An 18,929-nucleotide genomic window follows, 5' to 3' on the forward strand; every position below is an offset into this window, starting at 1 on the left:
CCCCCTGTCTCAGGCGATCGAGGATCGGATGGTGACGCCGCCGTCGACGACGAGCGTCTGCCCGGTCATCCAGGACGAGGCGTCGCCCGCGAGGAAGACGGCGGCGTCGGCGATGTCCTCGGGCTCGCCGATGCGGCCGAGCGGGGTATGCCCGGCGATCTCTTCCTCGTTGTTCTCCCACAGCGCGCGGGCGAGATGCGTCTTGACCAGCCCGGGCGCGATGCAGTTGACTCGGACCTTCGGCGCCAGCTCCATCGCGAACTGGCGGCTGAGGTGGATGACGGCGGCCTTGGTGACGTTGTAGTAGCCGATCCCGATCTCGGTGACCAGCCCGCCGACGGACGCGATGTTGATGATGGAGCCGCCGCGCTCCGCCATCGACGCGCGCAGGGCGAGCCCCGTCCACTGGACGACGGCGAACTGGTTGACCTCGACGGTCTTCGCGGCGGCGGACGGCTCGATGTCGGCCATCGGGCCGAAGTAGGGGTTCGTCCCGGCGTTGTTGACCAGGACGTCGATTCCGCCGAACTCGGCGACGGCGGCGTCCACGCAGGCGGCGGCCGCGTCGGCGTCGCCCACGTGCGCGGCCTTCGCCAGGACGCCCGTACCCGGATGCGCGGCGGAGATCTCCTTGGCGGCCGCGTCCAGCCCCTCCTGCCTGCGCGAGGAGAGGACGACGTTGGCGCCCTCGGCGGCGAGCGCGGTGGCGATCGCCTTGCCGATCCCCCGGGAGGCCCCGGTGACCAGGGCCGTCTTCCCCTGAAGTCCAGTCCGCATCCGCACTCTCCCTACCTCTGGGCACGCCGGGCAGAATCCGGCTCGGTTCACTGTACCGACACGTTACTGACGCGTCAGTCAGCTATCCGCGGTCACTGGGCGGTGAAGCCGTCGCAGCCGATGTAGTAGGCGGCGCCGCTGGAGTGGACGTGCATCCAGACGACCGTCCACGTGCCGGGCCGCAGCCGCGTGTCCGCCCCGGCGCCCGAGCCGTCCCAGCGGAAGTCGGCCGGGAAGTTGAGGTCGAGCCAGGTGCCGTCGCTCGGGAGGAGGCGCGGTTTGCTGTACACCCAGCCCGGTCCGGCGCTGCCGTGCGGACCGGGCGGGCGGACCTGCGCGGTCACGTAGTAGTTCTCCGGCCACTCGTACTTGAAGCGCATGCCGAACTTCGTGGTCGCGCCGATGACGGGGGTGCGCGGCGCCGAGACCTGCAGCTGGCCGGAGAGGTTCCGGTCCTCCGCCGTGGGCAGCGGCAGGCAGACGCCGTCCCGCGGGGAGTACTCCACGGTCTGGAACTCCTTGGTGGGGAGCCGCACCTGGACCTCGTCCGGCGGGGGGCCGTTGGGGCCCGGGGCCTGCCCGGCGGGCGTGCCGCCGGGCGTCGTGGCGGGACCGCCGGGGCCCGGGCTCTGACCGCCCTGCGCCTGGTTCGCCCCCTTCCCACCGTCGTCGCCGTTCAGGACGGTCCGCGCGACGAACGCGCCGCCCAGGACGACCGCGACGACCCCGGCACCGGCGGCGATGACGGCGGCGCGCGAGCGGAGGGGCGTGCCGCCGCCGCCCGTGACGGTCGTCCGGGTGCGGTTCGGCGGGACGAGGCCGAACGCGGCGGCGTCCGCGACGCTGGCGGGCGCCTGCTGCGGGACGCCCACGATCCGCCGGTAGACGGGGTCGTCGGCGAGCGCGGCGGTGGATCCGGCGATCTCCAGGAGCCGCTCCAGCGAGATCCGCGAGCCGGGCTCCTTCTCCGCGCACGGCCGGACGAGCTCGGCGACGCGCGGGTCGGCGCCGTCGAGGTCGATGTCGCCGCTGAGGGTGCGGTGGATGATCGCCTCGATCCGGCCGCCGCCGAACGGCGGGCGTCCCGTCGCGGCGTAGGCGATGGTCCCGGCGAGCGAGAACACGTCGGACGCGGGCACGGGCTCCTGCTCGCGGACGACCTCGGGCGCCACGTAACCGGGGGTGCCGTTCCACGCGCCGGTCTGGGTGATCTGCGTCTGGTCCTCGCCGCGCGCGATGCCGAAGTCGATGAGGCGCGGCCCGTCCGGGGCGAGGATGACGTTGCCGGGCTTGAGGTCGCGGTGCTGGACGCCGTGCCGGTGGATCTCCAGCAGGCCCTGGGCGAGCGCGGCGAGGAGGCGCAGGCAGGTGTCGGGCGGCAGCGGGCCGTGCACGGCGACGGCCTGCCGGAGCGTCGGGCCCGGGACGTACTCGGTCGCGAGCCAGTAGGGCGGGGCGTCCAGCCCGGCGCCGACCATCGCGGCGGCGAACCGGCTGCGCACCCGCTCGACGGTCGCGACCTCGCGGCGGAACCGGGCGAGCGCCTGCGGGCCTTCGAAGTCCTCGCGGATCACCTTGAGGGCGATGTGCCGCCCGGCGCCGGTGAGTCCCAGATAGACCTGGCCCATGCCGCCGGCGCCGATGCGGGCGATCAGCGGGTACCCGCCGATCTCGGGAGGATCTTCGGGACGCAGCGGTTCCACGATCGGGGGTCGTCCTTTCATGCGCGCGACGCGCGCATGCTCTCACTTCGGGTGGCGACGCGGCGAACCGGGGCGAGCCGGGCGGGCCCGTTGTCCGAAATGTGGCGATGTGACCGAAGTCACCCTCCGAGTCCCGTGTGACCTGCCGCGTAGCGGTCAGGTGACAGATGTCGCCCTTGCGGCGGCACGAGTTCCGGGAACGGCCGCCCGCGGCCGGGGGGACCGCCGCGGCTGTTCCCGGACCAACTCCCCCCGGGCGTCCTAGGGGAGTTTCCTGATCTCCTCGATCACGCGGGGCATCGTCGCGTTGTTGTGGCGGATCCAGTCGAGCAGGAAGGCGATCTGCTCGTCGGTGTAGGTGTCGAGGCGCTCGCGGAAGACGCGGCCGATCGGCTCGAAGTAGCGGCCGAACCGGGCGACGTTCTCCTCGACCAGCTCGACGATCACGCGGCGGCGGTCGTCGGGGTCGCGGGTGCGCCGGACGTAGCCCGCCTTCTCCAGCCGGTCGATCACGGCCGTGATGGCGCCGCCGGTCGTGATGCCCATGAGCTGCGCGAGCTGGCCCGGCGTCTGCGGGCCGTCCAGCGAGAGCGCGTTCACGCACTGCGCGTCGGTCACGTTCATGCCCGCCTTGCTGGCGGTGGCGTGGTGCAGCAGCACCGTGAACATCGTGCTGCGCTGCATCGCCATCTGCAGCTCGCCCGCCATCCGTTCGCGCTCGGGGGTCGACACGGCCCCACCCTCCCCTAATTGCTCACATATAGAGAGGCTCATTTCAAGAGCGACTCTCCACGGGAGAGTCTAGTGGCCGGATCCGGACGGGACCAGCGGGCGCCGCGCCCCGCGCGCGGCGAACCGCCCTACCGAGCGTCGCCGGCCTCCGCCGCCACCTGTTTCGCCCAGCGGTAGTCGGCCTTACCCGCCGGGGAGCGCTTCATCTCGTCCACGAAGGCGTAGACGCGCGGCACCTTGTATCCCGACAGCTCTCTGCGGCAGTGCGCGTCCAGGTCGTCGGGCGACGGCGGCTCCGCTCCCCCGCCGGACGGCTGGATCACCGCCGCGACGCGGTTCCCCCAGCGCTCGTCCGGGATGCCGGTGACGACCGCGTCGTACACGGCCGGATGCCCCTTGAGGACGGCCTCGACCTCCTCCGGGAACACCTTCTCGCCGCCGGTGTTGATGGCCTGCGAGCCGCGCCCGTAGACGGCGATCGACCCGTCCTCCGCCACGGTCGCGATGTCGCCGGTGAGCAGCCAGCGCCGCCCGCCGACCTGGGGGAACGTCCGTGCGGTCTTGTCGGGGTCGTTGTAGTAGCCGAGCGCGATGTGGCCGGTGCGGGCGACCTGCCCGATGACGCCCGACCCCGGCTGGACGGGTCTGAGCGCGTCGTCGAGGACGGTCACGTCCGTCACATCGGGCGCGAACCGCAGGCCCTTCTCGGGGGTCGAGCCCGCGACCGCCTCGGCCGTGGAACCCGACTCCGTCGAGCCGAACCGGTCCATGATGATCGTGTTCGGGAGGAGGGCCTGGACGCGGTCGCGGACGGTCCCGGTGAAGATCGCGCCGGTCGAGACGAACGCCAGCAGCGACGAGGTGTCGTAGCCGCCGCGGGCCAGCTCGTCCGCCATCGGGACCGCCATCGCGTCACCGGTGATCGTCAGCGAGTTGACCTTCTCGCGCTCGATCGTCCGCCACACGTCGGCGGCGTCGAACCGGCGCGTGTAGACGAGCGTGGCGCCCATGAACCAGCAGATGAACGAGGCGACCTGCGCGGCACCGTGCATGAGCGGCGCGACCGGCATCATCAGCAGCGGGCCGCCGCTGCGCGCCAGCTCGACGACGTCCTCGGGCTTCGCGGGGCGCGGGAGCGTCGGGTTCCAGAACGCGAACAGCAGGTTCTCGGTTGTCCACAGGACGCCTTTCGGCATCCCGGTCGTCCCGCCGGTGTAGATGATGTAGAGGTCGTCGGCGGAGCGGGCGGGGAAGCCGGTGCGGGTTCCGTCGGCGGTCGCGAGCGCCTCGTCGTAGGCGACCGCACCGGGGATGGAGGGGGTGGTGCCGCCGACCGCGATGAGGTGTTTCAGCTTCGGCGCTTCCGGGGCGGTGGCGGCGACGCGGTCCTCGAACTCGACGTCGTACAGCAGCGCGACGCTGTCGGAGTCGCGGTACAGGTAGAGCAGCTCGCTTTCCACGTAGCGGTAGTTGACGTTGATCGGCACGGCCCGGATCTTCAGCGTCGCCAGCAGCGCCGCCGCGTACTCGATCCCGTTGTAGAGCTGGACGGCGACATGCTGCCCGGGGCTCACGCCCGCGTCCATGAGGTGGTGCGCGAGACGGTTCGCGTGCTCGTCCAGCTCCGCGTAGGTGAGCCGCCGGTCGCCGCAGATCAGGGCGACGCGCTCACCGACCGCGTCCGCGACTCCCTCGAACAGGTCAGCGTGGTTGTACTCCATCGGACGGCCCTTTCGGGGGTCTGGGGGTCGCCCCCCAGGGGGAAACGAGGGTCATCGCGCCTCTTGAAAGGGAATCAGGGTTTGTCGCTGCCGACGACCCACATCGCGAAGAACTGGGCGCCGCCGCCGTAGGCGTGACCGAGCGCGCGGCGCGCCCCGTCCACCTGGTGGTCGCCGGCCTGCCCGCGCACCTGGAGCGCCGCCTCCGCGAACCGGATCATCCCGGACGCGCCGATCGGGTTGGACGACAGCACCCCGCCGGACGGGTTCCAGGGGATGTCGCCGTCCATCGCCGTAGCGCCCGCCTCGGTGAGCTTCCAGCCCTCGTTCTCACCGCAGAACCCGAGGTTCTCCAGCCACATCGGCTCGTACCAGGAGAACGGGACGTACACCTCGGCGCAGTCGAGCTCGCTGCGCGGGTCGGTGATCCCGGCCTGGCGGTACACGTCCGCCGCCGCGTCCTTGCCGCCCTGCGGGCTGACGCTGTCGCGCCCGGCGAACATCATCGGCTCGGAGCGCATCGAGGTGCCGTGCACCCAGGCCGGTTTTCCTGGGGCTTTCCTTGCCGCGTCCTCCGAGGACAGCACCATCGCGCAGGCGCCGTCCGACGACGGGCAGGTCTCCAGGTAGCGGATCGGCTCCCACAGCATCGGCGTCGACTCGACCATCTCGCGGGAGATGCCGGGGATCTTCAGGTGCGCGTACTCGTTCCGCAGCGCGTTCTGCCGGTCCTTGACGGCGACGAGCGTGCCGATGTGGTCGGGGGCGCCCGCACGGCGCATGTAGGCGCGGATGTGCGGGGCGAAGTAGCCGCCCGCGCCCACGACCAGCGACGTCGTGAACGGGGAGTTCACCGTCAGCGCCCACGTCGCGTTCGACTCCGACTGCTTCTCCCACGCCACCGTGAGGACGCGCTCGTGCACGCCGCCCTGGATCAGCCCCGCCGCGACGATCGCCGTCGACCCGCCGACCGACCCGGCGGTGTGCACCCGCATGAGCGGCTTCCCGGCGGCGCCGAGCGCGTCCGCGAGGAACGTCTCCGGCATCATCACGCCCTCGAACAGGTCGGGGGCCTTGCCGACGACGACGGCGTCGATGTCCTTCCAGGTCAGCCCGGCGTCGTCGAGCGCCCGGCGGGCCGCCTCGCGCAGCAGGCCGGGCATCGAGACGTCCAGCCGCTTGGTCTTGTACGCGGTCTGCCCGACGCCGATGATCGCGCAGCGGTTAGCCATCGTTCTCTCCCGAGAGGACGCACACCAGGTTCTGCTGGAGGCAGGGGCCGGACGACGCGTGCGCCAGCGTCCGGGACGCCGTCCCGTCGTGGATGCGCGCCGCGGCCTCACCGATCCGGATCAGCCCGGCCGCCATCATGGGATTGGCCGACAGCGCGCCGCCGGACGGGTTGACCGTCACGTCGTCGCCCAGGCCGAGCGCCTCGCGCAGGATCAGCTCCTCGTGGCTGAACTGGGCATGCAGCTCGGCGACCTCGACGCCCGCCGCGCCCGCCTTCTCACCGGCGACGCGCGTCGCCTCCGAGCGGGTCAGGTCGCGGACGCCGGGCGAGTGCGGCTCGCTGCGATGGTCGATGCCCGTGATCCACGCGGGACGTTCGCACAGCTCCCGCGCCTTGTCCCCGGCGGCCAGGACGATCGCGGCCGCACCGTCGGTGATGGGCGCGACGTCGTACGGGCGCAGCGGCGCGACGTCGTACTCCTCTTCGCCGGGTTCCGCCAGGTGGAGCGCGTACGGGTTGTCGCGTCCGGACGCGCGGGACCGGGCCGCGACGGCGCGCAGGTCGTCCTCCTTCGCGCCCGAGCGTTCCATGTAGGCGCGGGCCTGAAGCGCGGCCAGCGACACCGAGTCGATGCCGAGCGGCGCCAGATGGTACGGGTCGAGCTGCTGGGTGAGGATCGAGCGCAGGTTCCCCTGGGACGACTTCCCGAACCCGTACACGAGCGCGGTGTCGATGTCGCCGTGCAGCAGTTTCACCCACGCCTCGTACAGGGCCCAGGCGGCGTCCATCTCGACGTGGCTTTCGGAGATCGGCGGCCATGCGCCGATCGCGTCCAGCGCCGACACGAACGAGAACGGCGCGCCCGCCAGGTAGTCGCATGACCCGGAGCAGGTGAAACCGAACTGCGCCAGGCCCGTCTTCTCCTTGATCTCGGTGATGACGGGGGCGAGCATCTCGATCTCCGCGAGCCCCTCGTCCTCGCCGCTGTGCCGGGTCTGCGCGAACGCGACCACGGCGATCTCCCGGCGCATCACAGGAAGTCCTTGATCTCGTCGAAGGGGACGTCGGGCTCGTCGAGCGGCTCGAACCACTTGATGTTGTTCATGCTCCGCTCCCATTCCTCGCGGGGGCGCCAGGCCGCCTTGACGCGCATGCCCATCCGGACCTGGTCCGCCGGGACGCCCGCGACGAGTGTGAGCATCGTGAGCCCGGCGCCGTCCAGCAGCACGTACGCGGACACGAACGGCACCTCGGGGGCGCGCGGGTCGGGGATGTTGTTGACGGCGAACGTGGTGACGGTGCCGCTGTCGGGCAGCTCCACCTCCTGCGTCGTCGGGACGCCGTCGCGCGGGCACAGGCCCTTCATCGGCACGATGACCTGCTCGCACACCGGGCACCGGTGCCCGAGGATGCGGCCCTCCGCGATGCCTTCGAGGAAGCGCCGCAGCGCCTTGCCGCCGCGCAGCTCGTACTCCAGCCGCGTCGGCGCGCCGATCAGGGTGACCTCGGGCTGGAAGCACTCGATGTCGCCGATCCCGCCGGTGCGCTCCGCCCGCCAGCGGGGCCTTACCCGCATCCCGGTCTTGAGGAATCGCGGCGGCTGCGCGCCCTCCTCGAAGACGCCCAGGTCGAGCGCGTGCAGCAGGGCCGTGTCGGCGCCGTCCGGGCGGATCAGCGCCCATGCGAACGGGCGGTCGAGCGGGTGCTCCTTCGCCGGGCGCGGCACCCATGACCAGGTCGTGACCGTCCCGGCCGGGCCGACGCCGACGAACTCGCCCGTCATGTCCTCGCCCGTGCCGGGGTCGTGCTCGGACGGCGGGACGAGCACCCGCCCGTCCGCCGTGCGGACGCCGACCAGCCGCCCGTCGCGCAGCTCGCTGAGGAACCGCCCGATGACCGGCCCGACCGAGCGCGTGTAGCCGCCCGGGAACTCCAGGACGTGATTGGGCTCAGATGGCCGCGCCTCAGATGACACGGGCGTGGTCCTTCCAGTACGGGTCTCTGAGCTTGCGCTTGAGGAGTTTGCCGTTGGGCTCGCGCGGCATCGTCTCGATGAAGTCGATGGTCTTCGGCCACTTCATCTTCGCGAGCCGGCCCTCCAGCGACGCGAGGATCTCGCCGGCGAGCGCGTCCCCGGGCTCGACGCCCTCGGCGGGCTCGACGACGGCCTTGATCTGCTCGCCCCACTCCTCGTCCGGGATGCCGAACACGGCCACGTCCGCGACCTTCGGATGCAGGATGATCTCGTTCTCGATCTCGGCCGGATAGATGTTCGCCCCGCCCGAGATGATCATGTCGGACTTGCGGTCGGACAGGAACAGGAACCCGTCCTCGGTCAGGTAGCCGATGTCACCGACGGTGAAGAAGTCGTCCAGACGGTTCTTCTGCGTCTTCTCCCTGTCGCCCTTGTACTCGAACTCCAGGCCCATCATCTTCATGTAGATCGTGCCGTGCGTCCCGGCGGGGACGGGCTCGCCGTCGTCGTCCACGATGAGCAGCTCGCTGATCGGCCACGCGTTGCCGACCGTCCCGGGGTGGGCGCGCCAGTCGGCGGGGCTGGCGATCGTCCCGCCGCCCTCGGTCGCCGCGTAGTACTCCCAGATGCAGTCGCCCCACCAGTCGAGCATCTGCTGCTTGATGGGCACCGGGCACGGCGCCGCCGCGTGGATCGCGTGCTTCATGCTGGACACGTCGTAGCGTTCCCGGACGTCCTGGGGCAGGGCCAGCAGCCGCTTGAAGTGCGTCGGCACCATGTGGGTGTTGCTGACGCGATGCTCCTGGATCATCCTCAGGGTGTCTTCGGCGTCCCACCTGTCCATGTAGACGAGCGTGTGCCCCATGTGCAGGGCGGTGCCGCCGAACTGGGTGACGGCCGTGTGGTAGTTCGGCGAGGTGATCAGATGCGCCTGCTGCGCGCCGCCCGCCGGACGTCCCGGCTCGATGCCGAACATGCCGAGCAGGAACGCCAGCAGCTCGGCGCTGTCGTCGGGATCGATGCCCATCAGCGCCCGCTTGACGCCCTTCGGCCGCCCGGTCGTCCCGGACGTGTAGTGCATCGTCGCGCCGTTGCTCCGGTCATCCGGCAGCGTGTCGGGCTGACCTTCGACGAGCTCCTCGTATGCACGGAACCCGTAAACGCTCCCGAACGCGAACCGCCGCCGCGCCTCGATCGCCTCACCGGCCCGCGCGCCCTCGGCCGCGTACCGCTCGTGGACGAAGAACGCCTTGGCCTCGCTGTCGGCGACGATGTAGCCGATCTCCGGCCCGGTCAGATGCCAGTTGATCGGCGTGTAGTACCACCCGGCCTGCAGCGCCGCCAGATACAGCACGAGCCCCTCGGAACCGTTCGGGACGAGCCCGCAGATCCCGTCGCCCTTCTCCAGCCCGAGCGCGCGAAGCCCGTGGACGAGCCGGTTCGCGCGGGCGAGCAGATCGCTCGCGGTGTGCTCCGTCCCGTCCGGATCGACGGACGCGATCCACCCGGGATCGGCCTGCGCCAGCCGCCAGAACCCCAACGACCCCATCGGCTCTCCCTCCACCGTCCGGAGCCCAAAGTAGATCACGTTCTCGTTTTCCATATCAAGCCCTACCAGCAAGGCGCGAGCTTAACTAGAATCTGTTCTCATTTCCTGGACGCTGGAGGACCCATGACGGAACGGCTGCCGATCAGCACCGAGCACTGCACCATCGAGCGCGACGGCCATGTCGTCACCGTCACGATGAACCGCCCGGAGGCGCGCAACGCGCTCAGCTCCGCCATGCTGGTGGGCCTCGCCGAGGCGTGGGCGTACATGTCCGAGACCCCGGAGGTCCGCGTCGGCATCCTCACCGGAGCCGAAGGGACGTTCTGCGCCGGAGCCGATCTGAAGGCCATGGGGACGCAGCCGTCCGACCCTCGCGTCCAGGAGCGGATGGCACGGATCCCCAACTTCCACTGGAAGGGGCTGCTGCGCGAGGGCCGGCCGACCAAGCCCCTGATCTGCGCGATCGAGGGCTATGCCGTCGCGGGCGGCACGGAACTCCTCGTCGGCACCGACCTGCGGGTCGTCGCCGAGGACGCGACCCTCGGGCTGTACGAGGCGAAGCGCGGGCTGTTCCCCATGGGCGGCTCCGCCATCCGCCTCCCCCGCCAGATCGGCTACGCCAACGCGATGGACATCCTCCTCACCGCCCGCGCGGTCACCCCCGCCGAAGCCCTGGCCATGGGGCTCATCAACAAGATCGTCCCGACCGGGACGGCGCTGGCCGCCGCCCGCGAGCTCGCCGGCCAGATCGCCGCCTGCGGGCCGCTCGCCGTCCAGGGCATCCTCCGCACCTACCGCGAGACCGAGCACCTCTCCGAGGAGGAGGCCCTCAAGATCTCCGACGAGATCGGCTGGCCCGTCATCGGGTCGGAGGACGCCAAGGAGGGCTCCCGCGCCTTCAAGGAGAAGCGGGCGCCTCTTTACCGGGGCGCGTGACCTCTTCATCGGGGCGGGTGACCTCGGCCTCCGCCGGAGACCCGGCTTCGGCGCCGATGGGCGGCAGCCCGCGCAGCAGCCACGCGGACAGCACGGCGAGCCCGACCAGCAGGACCGCGCTGACCGTTCCCACGACACCGAGCCCGGCGAGGAACGCGTCCCGGGCGCTGTCCAGGAGGGCGGCGGCGGAGGCGGGCGGGAGCTGCTCGGCCGCGGTGGCGGCCTCGCCGATCGACTCCCGCGCGGACGGCGGGGCGTCCGCCGGTGCCGAGATCACGGCGCTGAACACCGCGGTGCCGAGGCTGCCCATCGCGGCCACCCCGAAGGCGATGCCGAACTCGCCGGACGTCTCGGCCATCGCGGACGCGGCCCCGGCGCGCTCCGGCGGGGCCGACCCGGCGATGAGGGAGATGCCGAGGGCGCCGATGGGGGCCATCCCGAGGAAGCCCACCGTGACACCGATCATCAGGACGACGGTGTCCCCCGCCCACGTCGCCGTCAGGAAGCCGGCCGCCGCCGGGACCAGCCCGGCCGCGATCACCGTGCCGGGCCGCAGCCGGCGCGCGATGATCGGGGACAGGAGCGAGCCCGCGACCAGCGCCAGCGCGGGAACGGCGAGCCACAGCCCCGCGCGCAGCGGCGACAGCCCCTCGATCATCTGCAGGTACTGGCTGATGAACAGGTAGAGCCCGCCCTGGATGATCATTCCCGCCAGCAGGATCCCCAGGGCGGCGCTGAACGTCCGGCTGCGCAGCAGGCGCAGGTCCAGGAGCGGATCGGCCAGGGCGCGCTGGCGTCGCACGAACAGGATCCCGAACACGACCGCGACCGCCGCCGCGCCGTACGCCCACGGGCGCGCGGGGTCCTTCGCGAGTTCCTTGAGGGCGTAGACGGCGGGCAGGGCGGCGGCCAGGAACAGCGGCACGCTGGGGAGGTCGAGACGTCCCGCGCCGGCGGCGCGGGTCTCGGGGAGCAGCAGCGGCGCGGTGATCAGCAGCACGATCATGACGGGGACGCTGAGAAGGAAGACTGAACCCCACCAGTAGCGTTCGAGCAGCGCGCCCCCGATGACCGGCCCGAGCGCGCCGCCGCCCATGAAGCAGGCGGTGAACACGCCGATGGCCGCGGCGCGCTGCCGGGCGTCCTGGAACATCGTGGTGATCAGGGCCAGCGCGGACGGCATGAGGGCCGCGCCGGTGACGCCCAGCAGCGCCCGCGCGACGATCAGCATGACGGGGCCGTTGGCGTAGGCGGCGAGCACGGAGGCCGCGCCGAACGCCGCCGCTCCGTAGATCAGCAGCCTGCGGCGTCCGATCCGGTCGCCGAGCGCGCCCATCGTGACGAGGAAGCCCGCGATCATGAAGCCGTAGACGTCCATGATCCAGAGCAGTTCGGTGGGACCGGGGCGCAGGTCCTCGCCGAGGTGCGGGAGGGCGAGGAACAGGACGGTGTTGTCCAGGGCGAGCAGCAGGGTGGCCAGGGCGAGCACGGCCAGCCCTGCCCATTCCCGCGTCCCGGCCCGTGCCGCGACGGCGGCGGACTCGATGGTCGACATGGTTCGGTCGCCTCTTTCGCTGATCGAGAACCGATGCGTCCACCGTGCGGCCAGGGCGTTATGGAGGGGTTCGGACCGGGTTATGGTCCGGCTACGGTGGGGGCCATGCGCTTCGGGGTGCTGGGCCCGCTGGAGGTCAGGACGGACGACGGGCGCCCGGTTCCGATCCCGGAGCTGAAGGTGCGCCTGCTGCTGTCGGCGCTGCTGGCCGCGGGCGGGCGCCCGGTGTCGTCCGGCCGCCTGATCCAGGACCTGTGGGGCGACGAGCCACCGGGCAATCCCGCCGCCGCGCTGCGCGCCAAGGTCTCGCAACTGCGCCGGGCCCTCGACGTGGAGGACGGCGGCCGCGCCCTGATCCGATCCGAGCCGCCCGGCTACGGCCTCACGTCCGAGAACGTGGACGCGCGACACTTCCAAACGGCCGTCGCCCGCGCACACGGCACCACCGGCCCCGCCGCCAAGGCGTCCCTGCTCACCAACGCCCTGACGCTCTGGCGCGGCGCCCCCTTCGCGGACTTCGCCGACGAAGACTTCGCCCGCGGCCCCGCCACCCGCCTGGACGAGCAACGCCTGACCGCACTGGAAGACCTGGCAGACGCCCGCCTGGCGCTGGGCGAACACCACGCCCTGGTCGCCGAACTGACCGACCTGGCCGACCGGCATCCACTCCGCGAACGCGTGGCCGCCGCACTGATGCTGGCCCTCTACCGTTCGGGCCGCCAGCACGAGGCCCTGGACCACCACCGCCGCCTGCGCGACCGCCTGCGCGACGAACTGGGCCTGGACCCAGGCCCCGCACTCGCCGACCTGCACCAGGCGATCCTCCGGCAGGACCCGCACCTGCAAGCGCCCACCCCCGCACCGCCCCCACGCTCGAACCTGCCGGAACCGCTCACCGACCTGATCGGCCGCTCCACCACGCTGGACGAGGTCGTCGCACACATAGAACAGACAAGGCTGGTAACGCTCACCGGCCCGGCAGGCGTAGGCAAGACCACCCTGGCCCTGGAGGCGGCGCGACGGCTCCGCGACACCCACCCGGACGGCGTCTTCCTGATCGAGCTGGCCGAACTGCCCCGCGGAACCGTCTCGGCGGACAAGGTCTCCGAGGTCGTGGCCGAGGTCGTAGGCCTGCGCCAGGACACCCCGGCGGAACAACTCGGCGACCGCCGGGCCCTCCTCATCCTGGACAACTGCGAGCACGTGGCCGAACCGGTAGCCGAACTCGCCGCGCTGCTCCTGAAAACAGGCCCGGAACTGCGCATCCTCGCCACCGGACGGGAACCGCTAGGCATCCCCGGCGAGCAACTGTTCACCGTCCCACCACTAGAAGTCCCGCACCCGGACGAGAACGACCCCGCCGTCCTTGCGAACACAGCCTCGATCCAGTTGTTCACCACCCGCGCAACGGCCACCGCCCCCGGTTTCACACTCGACTCCACGAACTCCGCAGCCGTGGCCGCCATCTGCCGCCGCCTGGACGGCATACCGCTGGCCTTGGAACTGGCGGCGGCCCGCGTCCGCGCCCTCGGCACCGAAACGCTGGCCGCCCGCCTGGACGACCGCTTCCGGCTACTGCGATCACCGCACCGCGACGCGCCCTGGCGCCAGCGCACCCTCCGCGCCGCCATCGACTGGAGCTGGGAGCCGCTCGACGACACCGAACGCGCCGTCCTGCGCCGCCTGTCCGCGCATCCAGGCGGCTGCACGCTCGAAGCGGCCGAGCAGACCGCCTCAGGCAACGGCGTGGACGCCGCAGAGGTCATGGACGTGATCATCCGGCTGGTGGACAACTCGCTGGTCATGGCCTCGGACGGCCCCGGCGGCGTCCGCTACCGCCTCCTGGAATCGGTGGCGGCCTACGCCCAGGAGCGCCTGCGCGAGGCAGGCGAACAAGACGACACCGAGCAACGCCGCGACGAGTACTACGTCCTGCTAGCCGAATGCGCCGAGGCGTACCGCACCGGCCCCGCCCGCCAACACTGGCTGGCCCGCCTGGACACCGAAACCGCCAACCTGCGCCGCGCCCTGGAGAGCGCAGGCCGCCGCCACGACACAAAGCTCGCACTACGCCTGACGGCAGCACTCGCCTGGTACCGAATAGAACGCGGCCGCACCGGCCACCCCGGCCTCTGGCTAGGCGAGACCCTGGCCGAGACCGCCACCGCCCACCACCTGAACGCCCTGACCGCCGCGCAACAAGCCAACGACACCGCCGCAACCGCCGCCGCCCTGGAGGGCCTTGCCGGCGCGCAGATCCTGGCCGGCCAAGGCGCCCGCGCCGCACGCCTGCTAGGCGCAGCAGCAACAATCCGCCCCACCGAAACCCCAGACGGCGCCCGCATCCTCACAGCAACCCGAACGATGCTCGGCGACGACGCCTTCACCACCGCATTCCAGTCAGGCCGCACCCTGGGTCATGCCGAAATCCTCGGCGAGGCCGCTCCACCGCCATAGGCGGGGCGGTCAGTCTTGGGTGGTGATGGTGTTCAGGCGGTCTATTGCTTCTACGTATTCTTCGATCAGGTCGTAGATGACCTGGGCTGCCGGTTTTACCTGGTTCATTGAGCCGACTATCTGGCCTACCGGGAAGGTGACCAGTTCGCCGTCGCCGGAGCGGGCTATGCGGGGCAGGGCGTCGGCGATCAGCATGAACTGCATGGGCATCGGGAGGTAGCCCGGGGACTTCTCGCTCTCCCAGGCTTCCGTCCAGGCGGTTTTGAGGAAGCGGGCCGGTTTGCCCGTCCAGGCTCGGGAGCGGACGGTGTCGCGGGACGTGGCGCTGAGGAGTTTCGGGAGGGCGCGTTCCGGGGTGTCGGCCTCGTCCACCGTGAGCCAGATCGAGCCCGTCCAGACGCCGTCGGCGCCCAAGGCCATGCCCGCGGCCATCTGGCGGCCGCGGCCTATGCCGCCCGCGGCCAGGACGATCGTGTCGTCGCCCACGGCGTCCACGACCTCGGGGATCAGGACCATCGTGGCGACGTCGCCGGTGTGGCCGCCCGCTTCGGTGCCCTGCGCGACGATGATGTCGACGCCGACGTCCACCTGTTTGCGGGCGTGCCGGGCGTTGGACGCCAGGCCCGCGACCTTGACGCCATGGCGGTGCGCCTCCTCGACGACGTCCGCCGGGGGTGGGCCGAGGGCGTTGGCGAGTAGCGCGATGGGGTGTTTGAGCGCCACCTCGACCTGGGGGCGGGCTGTTACGTCCGTCCAGCCCAGGAGGGCCTTGCCCGCCTTTTCGGTGGGTGGGTCGACGCCGTGGTCGGCGAGGAGGTCTTCCAGGAACCGCTTGTGCTCGGCGGGGATCATGCCCTGGAGCTTGCCGAGCAGTTCCTCGGCGTCGCCCAGGTCGGCGCCCTCGTACTTGGCGGGCATGACGACGTCCACGCCGTAGGGCTTGCCGCCGACGTGCTCGTCGATCCACTTGAGCTCGAGTTCGAGTTCCTCGGGGGTGAAGTGCAGGGCGCCGAGGACGCCCATGCCGCCGGCGCGGCTCACCGCCGCGACCACGTCGCGGCAATGACTGAACGCGAAGATCGGGTACTCGATGCCGAATAGTTCGGTGACTCGTGTCCGCACATCACCGACCCTAGGTCGCGAAGCGGAAAACTGCAACAGGTTCTAGTTGCAGAAGGCGTGGCTGTGCTGCTTCGGGTACTCCTCTAGAACAGGTATCAGTGCGGGTCGTCGCCGAACTTGCCGTCGGGGCGGCGTGGGGGTGCGGGAGGTGGAGAGTCGCCGCCGGGGCGGGTGAGGGCCGTGTAGGCGCCGGCGGCCAGGAGGGCCAGGCCGAGGAGGATCGCGGCGCCGGGGATGTAGGTGCGCACGGCGTCGATCTGCAGCGCTTTGCCGTTGGCGCCGTCGACCAGGCTCCGCTGGTCCTTGCCGACGGTGATCAGGTCCGCCTGCGCGATGATCATCGAGCCCTTGCCGTCCGGGGTGCGGAGGGTGCTGCGGACGTTCTTGCGGTGCTTGACGGGGATGCCGGTGCGCGGATCCACCCAGACGGTGTTGTAGGCCTCGGCATAGCGGTCGACCCTCTGCGCTCCGGCGTTCGCCGGGAGGCCCAGCATCTTGGCGGGCATCCTGACGTCGATCGCTTCGGTCTTGGTCAGGGGAACGGCCTGCGTGAAGCGGTACGTGGTGAGGCCGTGGACCTCTTCGACGGCGTTGAACCGCATCGGCGCCGTCTGCTTCGTCGTCATGTCGTAGAAGGGGTAGTCGCGCTTCTGTACGTTCGCGACGGGGAACAGCAGGCCGTATCCCGACATCCGCACGCCGCCGTCGCCGTCGACGTGAGAGCCGCAGCAGTTGACCAGCCTGGACGTCCTGCGGTCGAAGGCGATCCGGTAGCTCTGGATCTCGATGGGCTTGTCCGGGACGGCGGTGTCGTAAAGGTTCGTGGTGGAGTCCCAGACCGCGATGTCGTTGTCGTTCCCGTTCGCCCGGACGTCGCCGCGCACCGTGTTCTTGGCCAGGAGCGTGACGCCGGTCTTGAGCTTGAGCTGGGCCTGGTCGAAGTAGGTGGAGTTCTTCGACTCCAGCTGCGTCACCTCGTAGCGGTTCGGCGGCGCCACGATCACCCGGTCGGCCACGTAGAAGCGGACCAGCGGTGCGAGCGCGAGGAAGAAGGCCCCCACGCCGATCAGGATCAGGCCGGCCTGTCGCCGCATGAACACCTCCGGGGGGCCGCCGCCGACCGACCGGCGGGACCGTGTCCGGCACCTTACCGTTTCGCATACCGGCCGGTAAGATCCGCGTCACCCCCGTCCGAATGTGAGGTGGCCATGTCCCCGGCGCCGCAGATCTCCGGGCGCCAGCACACGCTGGACGGGATCAGGGCGGTCGCGGCGCTGGGCGTGCTGGTGTTCCACGTGGCGAGCGCGGCGGGTTCCATCAGCAATCCGGCCGGGGCGCGGTGGCTGTTCAACGGCGGCCAGGTCGGCGTGCCCATCTTCTTCATCCTGTCGGGGCTTTTGCTGTACCGGCCGTGGGCGGCCGCCGTGCTGGGTGGTGGGCCCACGCCGCGGGTGGGTGAATATCTGTGGAAGCGGTTCTTCCGCATCATGCCCGCGCTGTGGGTCGTGGTCGTGGTCTTCATGCTCACGGCGGGACGGGACCACATCGACGACCCGCTCACCTGGGGCACCCTGCTCACGCTCACGCAGACCTACGTGCCCGACCCGTGGTGGAACAGCGGCCTGGGTCCGGCGCATCTCGGGCAGCTGTGGAGCCTGGTGGTCGAGGTCGCCTGGTACGTCACGCTGCCGTTCACGGCGGCCGTCCTGGCGTGGTGGGCGCGGCGGGCCGGGAGTGATGACGTCGGGGTGCGGGCCAAGCGGCTCCTGGCGGGGATCGGCGCGTATGCGGGGATCTCGCTGGTCTACACGGTGTTCATGTTCGTCCCGCAATGGCATTCGCAGATGGGGCTGTGGCTGCCGCGGTTCTTCGTCTGGTTCGCGGTCGGGATGGCCCTCGCGGTGGTGACGGTCTGGGCGCGGCTGGACGAGCGCCGTCCCGTCGCGGCGATGTGCCGGGCCGTGTCCGACTCGTGGGCGGCGTGCTGGGTCGCGGCGGCGATGCTGTACGTGGTGTCGGCCACGCCCGCGACGGGTCCGATCGGCCTCCAGTACTCCGACTCGGCCTGGACGTCCGCGCTCCACATGATCGTGCACGGGCTGTGCGCGGCGGCGCTGGTCGCCCCGGTCGCGCTCGCCCCGCCGGACCATCCGGTCTTCGGCGCGGTGCTCGGAAACCGGATGATGCGGTTCCTCGGCCGGATCTCCTATGGCCTGTTCCTGTGGCAGTCGCTGATCATCGTCAGCTGGTACGCCGCGATGGACCGCGGCTTCCGGGGGAACGTCGCGACGGATCTGCCGCTGATGGCGGCGGCGACCATCGCAGTGGCGACGCTGAGCTACTACCTGGTCGAACGGCCGAGTCAGTGGGTGGCTCGGCGGGGTGGTCGTGGCCGTGGCCGTGCTCGTCCGGTTCCTGCTCCGGCGCGGCCCAGCTGAGCGCGATCCCTCCGGTGGAGCCGGTGGCGGACGGTTCGGGGTGCCACAGCTCGGCCGCGATGCGTCCGGCGACGGCCAGCCCGAGGAGCTGCGGCGCGATGTCGCCCAGGAGCCCGGACGGCGCGGACGGGTTTCCCATCGCGTTCAGCCATGCCCCGGCGGCCAGGCAGCCCGTCCCGGCGAGCATCGCGGTGGCGGCCGTCCACGGGGACGCGATCGTGCGGGCGGCGAGGGATGTGGGGCGGGTGCGGGCCCAGACGGAAATGGCTGCGATGGTGACGGTTACGGCCAGGCCGGGGGCTCCGGCTGTCCATCCGCCCAGTGCGGCGGCCAGACCGATGGCCGCCCATGCGGGCCAGCCCTTTCCAGGGGCGGGAGTGCGGCGTTCTTCTCGTTTTCTCGGTTTCCGGGGGCGGGCCGCTACGAGAAGCAGGAGGAGGAGCAGGCTCAGTCCCGCGATCACGGCGATGTGCTGCGCCCTGTCGGGGAGGTAGGTCAGCTCGACGTCGCCGCTGGTCCCCGCCGGGACGATCCAGCCCTGCTTCCATCCGTCCAGCCGGACGGGCCGCAGCTCGGTGCCGGCGATCGTGGCGCGCCAGCCGGTGTTGTGGTTCTCGTTCACGGTGAGGAACGAGGTCTTCGAGGCGTCCACCTTCAGGCGGCGGGAGCTCGCGTTCCAGCTGGTCACCTTCACCGGCTGGGGCTGGGTGGCGGCGGAGCCCCGCGCGCC

Annotated in this window: 14 protein-coding genes; 3 read left to right on the plus strand and 11 right to left on the minus strand. The window is 71.3% G+C overall.

Annotated features, from left to right (window positions below):
• Nucleotides 1-9: 9 nt before the first annotated feature.
• From ACH34S_RS03200 to ACH34S_RS03235, 8 genes are all read right to left on the minus strand, one after another.
• Entirely contained in the window at nucleotides 10-777 is a 768-nt protein-coding gene (locus ACH34S_RS03200; protein WP_395950841.1) for an SDR family oxidoreductase, read from the minus strand.
• 92 nt (nucleotides 778-869) lie between these two features.
• Nucleotides 870-2,501 (minus strand): serine/threonine-protein kinase, encoded by a 1,632-nt coding sequence (locus ACH34S_RS03205; protein WP_395950842.1) that lies wholly within the window; start codon nucleotides 2,499-2,501, stop codon nucleotides 870-872.
• 240 nt (nucleotides 2,502-2,741) lie between these two features.
• On the minus strand, nucleotides 2,742-3,212 hold the full coding sequence (locus tag ACH34S_RS03210) for a MarR family winged helix-turn-helix transcriptional regulator (RefSeq protein ID WP_395950843.1): 471 nt from the start codon (nucleotides 3,210-3,212) through the stop codon (nucleotides 2,742-2,744).
• Nucleotides 3,213-3,340: 128 nt separating this feature from the next.
• Nucleotides 3,341-4,933, minus strand: coding sequence for an acyl-CoA synthetase (locus tag ACH34S_RS03215; RefSeq protein WP_395950844.1), 1,593 nt, complete (start codon nucleotides 4,931-4,933; stop codon nucleotides 3,341-3,343).
• Nucleotides 4,934-5,007: 74 nt separating this feature from the next.
• Nucleotides 5,008-6,165, minus strand: coding sequence for a thiolase domain-containing protein (locus ACH34S_RS03220; protein ID WP_395950845.1), 1,158 nt, complete (start codon nucleotides 6,163-6,165; stop codon nucleotides 5,008-5,010).
• Complete coding sequence (locus ACH34S_RS03225; protein ID WP_395950846.1) at nucleotides 6,158-7,198, minus strand: thiolase domain-containing protein; 1,041 nt, start codon at nucleotides 7,196-7,198, stop codon at nucleotides 6,158-6,160. The genes ACH34S_RS03220 and ACH34S_RS03225 overlap by 8 nt, the downstream gene beginning before the upstream one ends.
• Nucleotides 7,198-8,142 carry a Zn-ribbon domain-containing OB-fold protein gene (locus ACH34S_RS03230; protein ID WP_395950847.1) on the minus strand — a complete coding sequence of 315 codons (945 nt, stop codon included), beginning with the start codon at nucleotides 8,140-8,142 and terminating at the stop codon, nucleotides 7,198-7,200. The genes ACH34S_RS03225 and ACH34S_RS03230 overlap by 1 nt, the downstream gene beginning before the upstream one ends.
• On the minus strand, nucleotides 8,132-9,691 hold the full coding sequence (locus ACH34S_RS03235; RefSeq protein ID WP_395950848.1) for an acyl-CoA synthetase: 1,560 nt from the start codon (nucleotides 9,689-9,691) through the stop codon (nucleotides 8,132-8,134). Before ACH34S_RS03235 ends, ACH34S_RS03230 begins: the two co-directional genes overlap by 11 nt.
• A 123-nt stretch (nucleotides 9,692-9,814) precedes the next feature.
• Between ACH34S_RS03235 and ACH34S_RS03240 the strand changes: the two genes are divergently transcribed.
• Nucleotides 9,815-10,627 carry a crotonase/enoyl-CoA hydratase family protein gene (locus ACH34S_RS03240; protein ID WP_395950849.1) on the plus strand — a complete coding sequence of 271 codons (813 nt, stop codon included), beginning with the start codon at nucleotides 9,815-9,817 and terminating at the stop codon, nucleotides 10,625-10,627.
• On the opposite strand, the gene ACH34S_RS03245 is transcribed toward ACH34S_RS03240, so the two are convergent.
• Nucleotides 10,590-12,182, minus strand: a complete 1,593-nt coding sequence (locus tag ACH34S_RS03245; RefSeq protein WP_395950850.1) for an MFS transporter — start codon at nucleotides 12,180-12,182, stop codon at nucleotides 10,590-10,592. The two genes, ACH34S_RS03240 and ACH34S_RS03245, sit on opposite strands and share 38 nt — an antisense overlap.
• 105 nt (nucleotides 12,183-12,287) lie before the next feature.
• Here ACH34S_RS03245 and ACH34S_RS03250 point away from each other — a divergent pair, with 105 nt between their 5' ends.
• Complete coding sequence (locus ACH34S_RS03250; RefSeq protein ID WP_395950851.1) at nucleotides 12,288-14,639, plus strand: BTAD domain-containing putative transcriptional regulator; 2,352 nt, start codon at nucleotides 12,288-12,290, stop codon at nucleotides 14,637-14,639.
• 9 nt (nucleotides 14,640-14,648) lie between these two features.
• On the opposite strand, the gene ACH34S_RS03255 is transcribed toward ACH34S_RS03250, so the two are convergent.
• A complete protein-coding gene (locus ACH34S_RS03255) occupies nucleotides 14,649-15,761 on the minus strand; it encodes an NAD(P)H-dependent flavin oxidoreductase (RefSeq protein ID WP_395950852.1) in 1,113 nt (370 codons plus the stop codon).
• Nucleotides 15,762-15,856: 95 nt separating this feature from the next.
• Nucleotides 15,857-16,855: a DUF3068 domain-containing protein gene (locus ACH34S_RS03260; RefSeq protein WP_395950853.1), complete on the minus strand. Its 999-nt coding sequence runs from the start codon at nucleotides 16,853-16,855 to the stop codon at nucleotides 15,857-15,859.
• A 114-nt stretch (nucleotides 16,856-16,969) separates the two neighbouring features.
• Between ACH34S_RS03260 and ACH34S_RS03265 the strand changes: the two genes are divergently transcribed.
• Nucleotides 16,970-18,199 carry an acyltransferase family protein gene (locus ACH34S_RS03265; protein ID WP_395950854.1) on the plus strand — a complete coding sequence of 410 codons (1,230 nt, stop codon included), beginning with the start codon at nucleotides 16,970-16,972 and terminating at the stop codon, nucleotides 18,197-18,199.
• Nucleotides 18,200-18,929: the final 730 nt, after the last annotated feature.

Origin of the sequence: Actinomadura sp. 3N508 (genome assembly GCF_044326375.1) — a bacterium.
Taxonomy (GTDB): domain Bacteria; phylum Actinomycetota; class Actinomycetes; order Streptosporangiales; family Streptosporangiaceae; genus Spirillospora.

Coding starts and splice junctions, on each gene's coding strand:
- ACH34S_RS03215 (WP_395950844.1), bottom strand. CDS start 4,933: ATGGAGTACAACCACGCTGACCTGTTCGAGGGAGTCGCGGACGCGGTC.
- ACH34S_RS03260 (WP_395950853.1), bottom strand. CDS start 16,855: ATGCGGCGACAGGCCGGCCTGATCCTGATCGGCGTGGGGGCCTTCTTC.
- ACH34S_RS03250 (WP_395950851.1), top strand. CDS start 12,288: ATGCGCTTCGGGGTGCTGGGCCCGCTGGAGGTCAGGACGGACGACGGG.
- ACH34S_RS03240 (WP_395950849.1), top strand. CDS start 9,815: ATGACGGAACGGCTGCCGATCAGCACCGAGCACTGCACCATCGAGCGC.
- ACH34S_RS03245 (WP_395950850.1), bottom strand. CDS start 12,182: ATGTCGACCATCGAGTCCGCCGCCGTCGCGGCACGGGCCGGGACGCGG.
- ACH34S_RS03200 (WP_395950841.1), bottom strand. CDS start 777: ATGCGGACTGGACTTCAGGGGAAGACGGCCCTGGTCACCGGGGCCTCC.
- ACH34S_RS03205 (WP_395950842.1), bottom strand. CDS start 2,501: ATGAAAGGACGACCCCCGATCGTGGAACCGCTGCGTCCCGAAGATCCT.
- ACH34S_RS03225 (WP_395950846.1), bottom strand. CDS start 7,198: ATGCGCCGGGAGATCGCCGTGGTCGCGTTCGCGCAGACCCGGCACAGC.
- ACH34S_RS03235 (WP_395950848.1), bottom strand. CDS start 9,691: ATGGGGTCGTTGGGGTTCTGGCGGCTGGCGCAGGCCGATCCCGGGTGG.
- ACH34S_RS03220 (WP_395950845.1), bottom strand. CDS start 6,165: ATGGCTAACCGCTGCGCGATCATCGGCGTCGGGCAGACCGCGTACAAG.
- ACH34S_RS03265 (WP_395950854.1), top strand. CDS start 16,970: ATGTCCCCGGCGCCGCAGATCTCCGGGCGCCAGCACACGCTGGACGGG.